The following is a 10,347-nucleotide window of genomic DNA, read 5'->3' on the forward strand; positions in this document are numbered from 1 at the left end:
TAAATTACCATGTACTTGATATTATGATAATTTGGCGCAAATTTTATATATTCAAGTGATTTAAGCGTTGTTGAAGTGATGGATGTGTTGACATCAACTTTACCTTTGTATCCTCCATAATACCGAGCGCAATAAACTTTTCGAAAGCTTGGCGTTGTGCTGTCTTTGATGTAAATTGTGCAGCAAAGCGATCACATTTTAGCTCTTTAAGACGCGCATAATGGAAAAATAAGAAAAATCCAGAAATATAGAGTGATAACACAATAACTACAAATATTAACAACAATAAAACATTGTTAAAATGAATTGTACGACTAACTAATAATGCAATAATTGGTATAAATGCGACAACAACTGAGCGCATTAAGCTTAACTTTAAAATATCATGATCTTTAATATGACTATATTCATGTAGGATAAAAAACTTTAGTTCCTCTATTGACAATGCTTGTTCAATACGTCTATCTATTGCGATAACTTTACGATGTCCGCTTCCTGAAGCAAATAAATTAGGTTTAAATGGTAATTCTCCAATATATGTGGTTACTTGGTGTGTTTCCATCTCTGGTATATGTTGTTGCAACCACGTACGATCAACCTCTGTGCGGTTGCTTAAAAATAAATACATATACGGACTGATAAATGCATATCCAACTAATCCGAATGCAAAAATAAACAAATAGCGTATTTCCGTTTGTCCAAGAAGTGAAACTTGTATTACGTCAAATTTTATTAATATAACTAAGCTTAAAAATATAATTGCAATGAGCCTCATTTTAATCCTCTTTCTTAGGGAAGATAATATTTAATACAACCTTTTAAATTTACATATGTGATTTATTATATAGCGACAAAAGAATTTAAATGCTTATGTATGCATCCTGATGATAATGATGCACACATACTACTTATTCATAATACAATCATATCGATTACACTTGTCATTTTAAATGTTTTCTTAGCGCAATTCAATGTCCTAAAATGGTTGAGCCATGTTTAATTTATACCAAAAGTGATACATATATAATATAAAAAATATTAAGGAGTGATTACGATGGACAATACGATTAAACAAGGTCATAATCAGTTCTATATTGGAGAATCTGAAGACAACGCTCAAGCTGTTATTACGTTTAAACAAGTAGATAATAATGAAATTGATATTGACCATACCGGTGTACCTGACGAATTAGGAGGTCAAGGTATTGGAAAAGAACTAGTAGCAGCAGTTGTGAACTATGCTAGAGACAATCAATTGAAAATTATCGCATCTTGCCCATTTGCCAAACATGTATTAGAAACTAATGATGATTACCAAGATGTCTATCTTGGCTAATACAAATCATTGACTCAATAAAATATATTTCAAAATAGTGCATTAAGTGTCGTCTCAACTTAATGCACTATTTCGCTTTCATTGTAAATATTATAAAAATAATATGTCTTTATCGCTTGAAGCCCCATATTTTTCCTTTTTCTAACTACGTATTTCTTTATTGAAACAATACTAAGTTTCATTTACTTAAAAACCTGTATTATCAACCACTTGCCTAAAAATGTATAAACTTTGAAACTTCTATCTTGTACTTTTTATATCACAATAGTATATTTAATATACTAGATATAAATTATAAATAAAATTATCACTATAGGAGGCAATACATGATGACTTCATTCCATACCATTGAAGCAACGCACGTAACAAATATCACATTAAATGTCGCTGATTTAGCTAAAATGACAACTTTTTACAGCACTATTCTTGGTTTTTCAATAAAAGCACGCAGCGAAGAACATACTATCTTAAATGTAGGCGCAAACGGTCATACTTTAACTTTAAATTATTTAGCTGAAGGACGACATCCTAGTTTCCGAGAAGCTGGTTTATTCCATATTGCTTTTTTATTACCTAGCCGCGCTGATTTAGCCAATTTCTTGTATCATGTTAGCCGGTTAAATATCGCTGTTGGTGGTGGAGATCATCTCGTAAGTGAAGCACTCTACTTTAATGACCCTGAAGGTAATGGCATCGAAGTATACCAAGACCGACCAAGTGACCAATGGCAATGGAATGATGATTTCGTAAAAATGGATACGTTAGAAGTGAATGCTGATGATTTAATTGCACAACGTACTAATTTAGGTTGGCAAGGCTGGCCTGCAAATGGGAAAATCGGGCACTTACATTTAAAAACACATGATATAAAAGAGGCATATGATTTCTATGTTTCACAACTTGGATTAGCACATATTTCTAAATTCCCACAAGCATTGTTTATGTCAACACAATATTATCATCATCATATCGCTGTGAATATGTGGCAATCAAACCAGAAAAGAATAAGTAATACGGAAAGTTATGGCTTAGTCCATTTTGATATTTATAAACCCAATGCTGAAGAAACGCACGTAACATCACCTGAAGGCTTCGATATTACAATTCATAGTGATACCAGCACGGTTGCAGGATAGTATAAAAAAACAGAACGCATAAAGCGCTCTGTTTTTATGATGTCGTATTACAATCATAATAAATTATATTAATATAAACCTTTCGTTTGATTGCTTGTATCGATAAAGATGTTTTTAACTTGTTGATAGTTTTTAATCGCATCTTTATAAACTTCACGACCAATACCGGATTTTTTATATCCACCAAATGGCGCACCGGCTGGAATTTGGTTATACGTATTAATCCAAATACGTCCTGTTCTCATTGCTTTAGCGACATTTAAAGCACGGTTGAGGTTTGTCGTAAAGATACCACCAGCTAAACCGTATTCCGAGTCATTAGCGATTTGAATCGCTTCATTTTCATCTTCAAATTTTTCTACAACTAATACTGGTCCAAAAATTTCTTCTTGTGCCAATTTATGACTATTATCTTTTAACTCAATGATTGTAGGTTCAAAGAAATATCCTTTATCGCGACCATTATCAGTTAGACGATGGCCACCTGTTAAGATAGTTGCACTGCTATCTTCTTCTGCAATTTTAATATAGCTTTCAATTTTTTCTATTTGATCTGGCCCAGTTTGAGCACCCATTTTAATATCTTTATCGAAAGGATCGCCAACTTTGATATTTTCAAAAGCTTCTTTCAATTTAGGAATGACTTTATCATAAATTGAAGTCTGTACTAGTAAACGTGAGCCTGCACTACATACTTCACCTTGGTTAAATAAAATTCCAAGTTGTACACCTTCAACTACTTGATCTAAATTTGCGTCATCAAAGATAATGTTTGCACTTTTACCACCAAGTTCTAAAGTAGTCGGAACAATACGTTCAGCACCTGCTTTTGCTACGCCATAACCAACATCTGTTGAACCTGTAAATGATAATTTATCCACGCCTTCATGTTTAAAGATGGCATCGCCAGATTCAGAACCTTTACCAGTTACAACGTTAACTACACCTTTCGGTAATACGTCTTGGAACACTTTCGCAAGTTCTATGAGTGATAACGGTGTAGATGATGATGGTTGAATGACAACGGTATTACCTGCAGCTAATGCTGGCGCGAGTTTCCATGAAGATAATAGGAATGGGAAGTTCCATGCGACAACTGCTCCAACTACGCCGACTGGTTCATTTACAACTAAACTCATTGTATTGTCATCAATTTGATTAACACTACCTTCATCAGTTGTTAACACACTTGCAAAATATTTATACTGATTTGCTGTTTGAGGAATATCAATCGTAGACGTTTCACGGTACGGTTTACCGTTTTGTAACGACTCAACAGTCGCAAAATGTTCTTTTTTTTCAAGTATGCGACGACTAATTTCTAATAAATAGTCCGCTCGTTCTTCTTTAGAAATTTTACTCCAGCTGTCAAAAGCATCCTGAGCTGCTTTAACCGCTTTATCAACATCTGCTTGATTGGCTTTAGCTACTTGTGCTAATGTTTCTCCGTTAGCTGGATTAGTTACGTCTAATGTTTCTCCACTATCACTTGCTTGAAATTCTCCATTGATAAATAAATCATATTTTTCATCTATAAAATCTCTTATATTTACATTTGACATTGGTCATCATCCTTTACTTAGAATTTATAAAAGGCCATGTGCAATACGTTCGATGCGGTAAAGCCTGTAGAAAATAATGAAAGCGTTTTCTACGTATTTAGTATTTTACCTTTTCTGCGTAAAAAATAAAAACAACTTGCTTATAACGTATTACCAATTTAGCCGTACTTAAAACATGATGATATGCTAACTTTACATTAATATCTTATATTTTAATTATGCTTATAAATTTAAAAAGCTATTAAACTGCTAACTATACTATATTTTATTTCACTGTCTTATGGTAAAATGGTTATAATTATATAAAATATTTATATAGTGGCGTCCTTACATTTATTCCAACTAGAAAGTAGTAGCAAACATGTAAGGCATTATTAAATCATATTAAGGAGTGATCATGTGAAATTTTATCAACAACAGCGTTTTGGAATTCGTAAATTTGCAATAGGAATAGGATCAGTTGCCCTAGCAACAGTAGTATTTTTAGGAGCGAATCAAGATGCGTATGCTTCAGAAACTAGTCGTACAGCTACAGAACAAAATCAAAGTCACGCTCAGCATCAGGCAAATACTCAAAATCAACACACATCTGGTAAACATACATCAGAAGTCGATATTACAAGTCCATATGGTAAAACAACAGACATTATAGAAAAAAATAATTCAAATCAAAATAGTAGTTCACACAGCAAAACTGAAATTATTTTAGGCTCTACGGATGGTGAATGGCTCATCAATGACATAACGATTATCAATAGTGAAACGCATCACACAAGTCAAAATAATCACTCTAGTCACAATATTAAAACCGAAAAACAATCTACATCTAAAAAAATTCAACATGCAAGCAGTAGTGTTAAAACTGTAAGTCAACAAAGAACTAGCCAATCTCGTTTAACTAAACAAACTGTTCAACATCAAAGTCAAAAACAAAACGTCGAGAAACATAGTAAAATAGTTAATCCATCGACAGCAGCAGTGAATGTGGAACAACCTTTTAATCCTTCACAACATAATGAATTAAATCACACTCATCAAACATTAATCAATCAAACTAAAAAGCCAACAGTTACTCACGCTACTTCATCAAATATGACTGTCACAGCACCGATTACTCATAAAGCATTACCAAATACAGGTAAAGAAGAAACGCCCGAACATAGTATGGCATTAGCTTCAATACTCGCAGTACTTGGCTCAGCACTCTTTATGCGCCGTCGAAAACACATATAATACAAAACAGTCTGGGGCATCATTTTGTTTTAGGCTATGATATATATGTATTGGCAGTAGTTGACTAGATAGAAAATACGCTTATACTAAGCTTTTTTCAATCCTAGTCAACCTTGCTGGGGCGGGACTACGAATTCATTATGAATGCTGTCCCGCTCCCTTACTTAATCATTTAACATGCTATTACATCATTACTTATTTAACCCATTCAATGACATCTGTTGCTGGCTGACGTACTTTTCCTTTTGGCTCATCTTTTCTATAACCAAAGGCCACCATAACTGAAGGTGCAAAATGCACTGTATCAATAACGCCCTCATCTTGTAATATTTCCGTCACTTTATCCAAATCGAAACCTTCCATTGGACATGAATCAATTCCGAGTAATGCTGCTGAAGTCATCATGTTTGCTAAGGCTATATATGTTTGTTTGCTAGCCCAATCCAACAAAGTACGTTCGCTATCATTTATATGAAAATTTGTTTGGAAATCATTGAACTTTTGTTCAACTGCTGGGATGGTATGTGTATCATATTTCTTAATGTCTCTGAGGATATGTTGAACATAGTCCGACTGTGCCGTAACATTTTTACGAGCCAAAATAACAACGAAACGACTAGCTGTATCAAGTTGTTTTTGTGCACCCCAACTATAAGGTTTAAGTTTATCCTTTAGTTCTTGACTCTCAATGACAACAAATCGCCATGGTTCTAATCCAAGAGAACTCGGTGACAGCCGTCCTGACTCTAAAATCGTTTGCATATCTTTATCGCTAACTTGTTTTGATGAATCAAATATTTTCGTCGCATGGCGAAAATTTAATGCATTAATAATTGTTTCATTCATTTGTGACATGATAAAGCCTCCTGAAATAGTAGTGTGACTTAAATTATAAAATATATAATCAGTACAAAAAAGTATTGTGATTATCCAATTATTTAAAACCCACATACCACTATGGCAAAATACAAAGCAAGAATTATAAAATATGTGTAAATATTTTCATATTGTTGCTTTGGTACAATTTTATAACAAAAAATGTGATGCAAACTATTGATTTGTGAAATAATTCACAATATAATAATATTGTAGGTAAGAGACTTGTAGACACTATAACACAAGCCAATATTATTACAGCTTACTTATATATCGTATAACGTCTTATATTTATATAACTATATCATCTAGGAACAGGAGAGATTATTTCAATGACAAAAATTATGTTTTTCGGTACGCGTGATTATGAGAAAAAAGATGCTTTAAATTGGGGTAAAGCACACAATGTTGAAGTCGTTACTTCAGAAGAAATCTTAAGTGCTGATACTGTAGATCAATTAGAAGGATTTGACGGTGTTACAACAATGCAATTTGGGAAACTAGAAGATTCTGTTTATCCTAAATTAGAAGGATATGGAATTAAACAAATTGCACAACGTACTGCTGGTTTTGATATGTATGACTTAGATTTAGCTAAAAAACACGGCATTGTTATTTCAAATGTACCAAGTTATTCACCTGAAACAATCGCTGAATATTCTGTATCTATAGCTTTACAATTAGTACGTAAATTCCCATTAATTGAAAAACGCGTTCAAGCACACAACTTCAAATGGGCAGCACCTATTATGTCAACACCGGTTAAAAATATGACAGTTGCAATTATTGGTACAGGACGTATCGGTGCAGCAACAGGTAAAATTTATGCTGGCTTCGGTGCTAAAGTAGTAGGCTTTGATGCATATCCAAATCACTCTTTAGATTTCTTAGAATATAAAGACTCTGTGGAAGAAGCAATTAAAGATGCAGATATCATTTCATTACATGTACCTGCAAACAAAGAAAGCTTCCATTTATTCGATAAATCAATGTTTAGCAAAGTGAAAAAAGGCGCTATTTTAGTAAATGCCGCTCGTGGTGCTGTTATCGACACACCAGCTTTACTTGATGCAGTCAATGATGGTACTTTATCAGGTGCAGCAATTGACACTTATGAAAATGAAGCAGATTACTTCACTTATGACTGGACAGGTAAAGATGTTGACGATCCAACATTATTAGAATTAATTCGTCACGAAAATATTTTAGTAACACCACACATTGCTTTCTTCTCTGATGAGGCAGTAAGAAACCTTGTTGAAGGTGGATTAAATGCTGCGTTATCAGTCATTGAAACTGGTAAATGTGACACTCAATTAAACTAATATAGATTAAATTTAATATATACAAAGCGCTAAACAAGCGATATGACTTGTTTAGCGCTTTTTTCCTTAAGATAAGACCACATCATCTATAACCTGTAATACGCCTTGTTCATCATTGCTTGGCGCAACTGCATGCGCTATATCAAATAATTCAGAATCATTACTATTAGCCATCACATAACTATAATGGGCCAATGCCAGCATATCTTTATCATTATTAGCATCTCCAAAAGCCATGAGTTCACTAGGTTTGATATGCCACTTTGTTAACAAACCTTTAAGCGCTTCCCCTTTTGTCATATTAGGCATAATTACGTCAATACTATCATGCCCACTCGATACTAAACTTGCAATATACTTAAAGCGTATAGCCATATCTTCATCAAGCGTAGGATGCGTTGTCCGATTGATATTAAAAGCAATTTTTACATAATCATCGTCTGGTAATACGTTAAACGAATCAATTTCCTCCAATTGGTGATAATAAAAGTGCGCATTCTCTTTAAAAGGTTGTGACGTATCCTTTAAAATATAAGCACTTTTTAAGCCACATATAATAAACTCTCGAAGTCCTTGTTCTAACATTAAATATTGCACCAAAGATTGGTAGTCTTGTATATCAAAACTCTTATAATCATATAAGCTGTTGCCTTGATAAATCACAGCACCATTTTCTGCAATAAAATACATCTCTTTATCACCAAAAATAGATCTAAGCTTTGCATATTGATTTCCACTTGCTGCTATAAACTTAATATTTTTATCTTGAAGTTTCTGAAATTGTTGATTAAATCTTACTTCATCATAATGTTTTTGACTGTCTAAAAATGTCCCATCCATATCCACAGCAATCGCTTTAATCATAAATGAATGATGCCTCCTATACCTTTCACAATTTTTCACTACTAATTATATAGTGTCTATACGTCATCATGAAGTAACGACTATCATTATGAAACTATGTTCAGATTATGAAATCACTTTCATAAGTGAAAAAAATAAAAGCTCCCCCTCTATAAAGAGAGGAAGAGCTTTTTTAAATGGTTATATGATACTTACTTATTTAACGTTTTTGCGACGAAAAGCACTAAGAAGTAAGATACTACCAACAAGAGTCATTAAATATGCTAATGATAATGATGTTGTTTCACCAGTTTCAGGTAGAGCATAGCGTTTTGTAACAACATCTCTATATTGAGCCATTGCTTCAGTCATTGTATAGCCATAACCATGATATGATACATGACGGTTATATGCTTGATGTTGTACTGCTTGATGAGCGTAGTTAGCATGTGCTTGTCCGTGATCATATTGACTATGAGTATAGTTTTCATAATGACTGTAATGTTGATGTCCAGCGTTACCTTGATGTCCTACAAAGTTATTAACACCATGATGTGAATGTTGTCCATTAAAGTCATGTTGTCCTTTGTAATGGTTGTGGTAGTTATTATAACCTCCATTAAAGTCTTGATGTTGATGGTTATATGATTGATGGTTTGTGTGTTGATGTGTTTTTGTGATTTCAATTGGTTTTCTTGGAATTACAATACTTGGGTGATTATTGAAATCAATATGCACATTACCTGCTTGATCAATATAATAATATTTGATTGTTGCACGTGTGCCTTGGATACATGGAACACAAACTTCTCGACCATCAGCTAAGATAATCACAGTATTTTTATCTTGGTCAATGTAATAATGTTTAACTGCAGAAGGTGTTGGTTTAACATCTTGTTTTTGAATTTGTTTTGATGCTTCAATAACTACTTTTCTACCATCACTAAAGATAATAATTGTATTGCCTGATTGATCTTTTTGAATATCTTTTACTGTAACTGAATGTCCGTTTTGACCTCCAGGAATAGTAATTGTGTGTCCATCACTAAATTCAATGATAGTGTTTCCATCTTTAGTTAATTTTTGACTTACAATATGAATAGACTGACCATCTTTACCGTTATAGCCATTTTGGCCGTTATAACCATTTTGACCATTGTAGCCATTATTACCATTGTAACCATTTTGACCATTATTTCCGTCACGTCCGTCGCGGCCATCTCGTCCATCACGGCCTTTTTCTATTGTAATTGTATTACCATCACTAAAGACTACAACCGTATTGCCTGATTGGTCTTTATGACTTTCTTTTACAGTGACTGAATGTCCATCTTGGCCTCTTGGCACAGTAATTGTATGTCCATCACTAAATTCAACAATTGTATTGCCTTCTTTAGTTACTCTTTGACTCACAATTGTAATTGATTTGCCATCTTGACCGTCACGTCCATCGCGACCTTTTTCTATTGTAATTGTATTACCATCACTAAAGACTACAACCGTATTGCCTGATTGATCTTGATGGCTTTCTTTTACTGTAACTGAATGTCCATCTTGACCTCTAGGTATAGTGATTGAGTTTCCATCACTAAATTCGACAATTGTATTGCCTTCTTTAGTTACTCTTTGACTCACAATTGTAATTGATTGACCATCCTGACCTTTTTCACCACGATCACCTTTATCACCTTTTGGTATTGTGATTGAATGTCCATCTGTGAATTTAACAATTGTTCCACCTTGAGCATCTTTTGTTATTTCTTGAATGCTAACTGAGTGTCCATCTTGACCTTTAGGAACTGTAACTGTTTTGCCATCACTGAAGTGGATAACTGTGTTACCAGCGCCATCTGTTGTTGTGTTCGTTACGGTAATTGATACGCCATCATGACCATCTCGTCCATTTTGTCCATCGCGACCTTTTGGTACGGTTACTGTTTTACCGTCGCTGAAGTGGATAACTGTATTGCCAGCACTATCTGTTGTTGTGTTCGTTACGGTAATTGATGTGCCGTCTTGGCCTTTATCACCTTTCG

9 protein-coding genes are annotated in these 10,347 nt (G+C 33.8%); 4 read left to right on the forward strand and 5 right to left on the reverse strand.

Going from position 1 to position 10,347, the window contains the following annotated elements; genetic code table 11:
* Positions 1 to 43: 43 nt before the first annotated feature.
* On the reverse strand, positions 44 to 775 hold the full coding sequence (locus tag HMPREF3267_RS10880; RefSeq protein WP_037545331.1) for a M48 family metalloprotease: 732 nt from the start codon (positions 773 to 775) through the stop codon (positions 44 to 46).
* Between the two features lie 279 nt (positions 776 to 1,054).
* Between HMPREF3267_RS10880 and HMPREF3267_RS10885 the strand changes: the two genes are divergently transcribed.
* Positions 1,055 to 1,336, forward strand: a complete 282-nt coding sequence (locus tag HMPREF3267_RS10885; protein ID WP_002460436.1) for a GNAT family N-acetyltransferase — start codon at positions 1,055 to 1,057, stop codon at positions 1,334 to 1,336.
* 329 nt (positions 1,337 to 1,665) lie between these two features.
* Positions 1,666 to 2,472, forward strand: a complete 807-nt coding sequence (locus HMPREF3267_RS10890; protein WP_062078793.1) for a VOC family protein — start codon at positions 1,666 to 1,668, stop codon at positions 2,470 to 2,472.
* 68 nt (positions 2,473 to 2,540) lie between these two features.
* Here HMPREF3267_RS10890 and HMPREF3267_RS10895 read toward each other — a convergent pair whose 3' ends face one another.
* Positions 2,541 to 4,034: an aldehyde dehydrogenase family protein gene (locus HMPREF3267_RS10895; protein WP_002460439.1), complete on the reverse strand. Its 1,494-nt coding sequence runs from the start codon at positions 4,032 to 4,034 to the stop codon at positions 2,541 to 2,543.
* Between the two features lie 399 nt (positions 4,035 to 4,433).
* On the opposite strand from HMPREF3267_RS10895, the gene HMPREF3267_RS10900 reads away from it, so the two are divergent.
* Positions 4,434 to 5,267: a YSIRK-type signal peptide-containing protein gene (locus HMPREF3267_RS10900; protein WP_062078113.1), complete on the forward strand. Its 834-nt coding sequence runs from the start codon at positions 4,434 to 4,436 to the stop codon at positions 5,265 to 5,267.
* 195 nt (positions 5,268 to 5,462) lie between these two features.
* On the opposite strand, the gene HMPREF3267_RS10905 is transcribed toward HMPREF3267_RS10900, so the two are convergent.
* A complete protein-coding gene (locus tag HMPREF3267_RS10905) occupies positions 5,463 to 6,122 on the reverse strand; it encodes an NAD(P)H-dependent oxidoreductase (protein ID WP_002478623.1) in 660 nt (219 codons plus the stop codon).
* 353 nt (positions 6,123 to 6,475) lie between these two features.
* On the opposite strand from HMPREF3267_RS10905, the gene HMPREF3267_RS10910 reads away from it, so the two are divergent.
* Positions 6,476 to 7,468 (forward strand): D-lactate dehydrogenase, encoded by a 993-nt coding sequence (locus HMPREF3267_RS10910; protein ID WP_002460442.1) that lies wholly within the window; start codon positions 6,476 to 6,478, stop codon positions 7,466 to 7,468.
* A 66-nt stretch (positions 7,469 to 7,534) separates the two neighbouring features.
* Here the strand turns inward: HMPREF3267_RS10910 and HMPREF3267_RS10915 are convergent, their stop codons facing one another.
* Both HMPREF3267_RS10915 and HMPREF3267_RS10920 read right to left on the reverse strand, forming a co-directional pair.
* Positions 7,535 to 8,332, reverse strand: coding sequence for a Cof-type HAD-IIB family hydrolase (locus HMPREF3267_RS10915; protein ID WP_037545340.1), 798 nt, complete (start codon positions 8,330 to 8,332; stop codon positions 7,535 to 7,537).
* Between the two features lie 195 nt (positions 8,333 to 8,527).
* Positions 8,528 to 10,347: LPXTG cell wall anchor domain-containing protein (locus tag HMPREF3267_RS10920; RefSeq protein ID WP_141762963.1), on the reverse strand; the 1,820-nt coding region annotated here is incomplete at its 5' end.

The sequence above is a fragment of the Staphylococcus sp. HMSC62D11 genome (genome assembly GCF_001839145.1).
Lineage (GTDB): Bacteria > Bacillota > Bacilli > Staphylococcales > Staphylococcaceae > Staphylococcus > Staphylococcus lugdunensis.

Coding starts and splice junctions, on each gene's coding strand:
- HMPREF3267_RS10910 (WP_002460442.1), top strand. CDS start 6,476: ATGACAAAAATTATGTTTTTCGGTACGCGTGATTATGAGAAAAAAGAT.
- HMPREF3267_RS10915 (WP_037545340.1), bottom strand. CDS start 8,332: ATGATTAAAGCGATTGCTGTGGATATGGATGGGACATTTTTAGACAGT.
- HMPREF3267_RS10895 (WP_002460439.1), bottom strand. CDS start 4,034: ATGTCAAATGTAAATATAAGAGATTTTATAGATGAAAAATATGATTTA.
- HMPREF3267_RS10885 (WP_002460436.1), top strand. CDS start 1,055: ATGGACAATACGATTAAACAAGGTCATAATCAGTTCTATATTGGAGAA.
- HMPREF3267_RS10880 (WP_037545331.1), bottom strand. CDS start 775: ATGAGGCTCATTGCAATTATATTTTTAAGCTTAGTTATATTAATAAAA.
- HMPREF3267_RS10905 (WP_002478623.1), bottom strand. CDS start 6,122: ATGTCACAAATGAATGAAACAATTATTAATGCATTAAATTTTCGCCAT.
- HMPREF3267_RS10890 (WP_062078793.1), top strand. CDS start 1,666: ATGACTTCATTCCATACCATTGAAGCAACGCACGTAACAAATATCACA.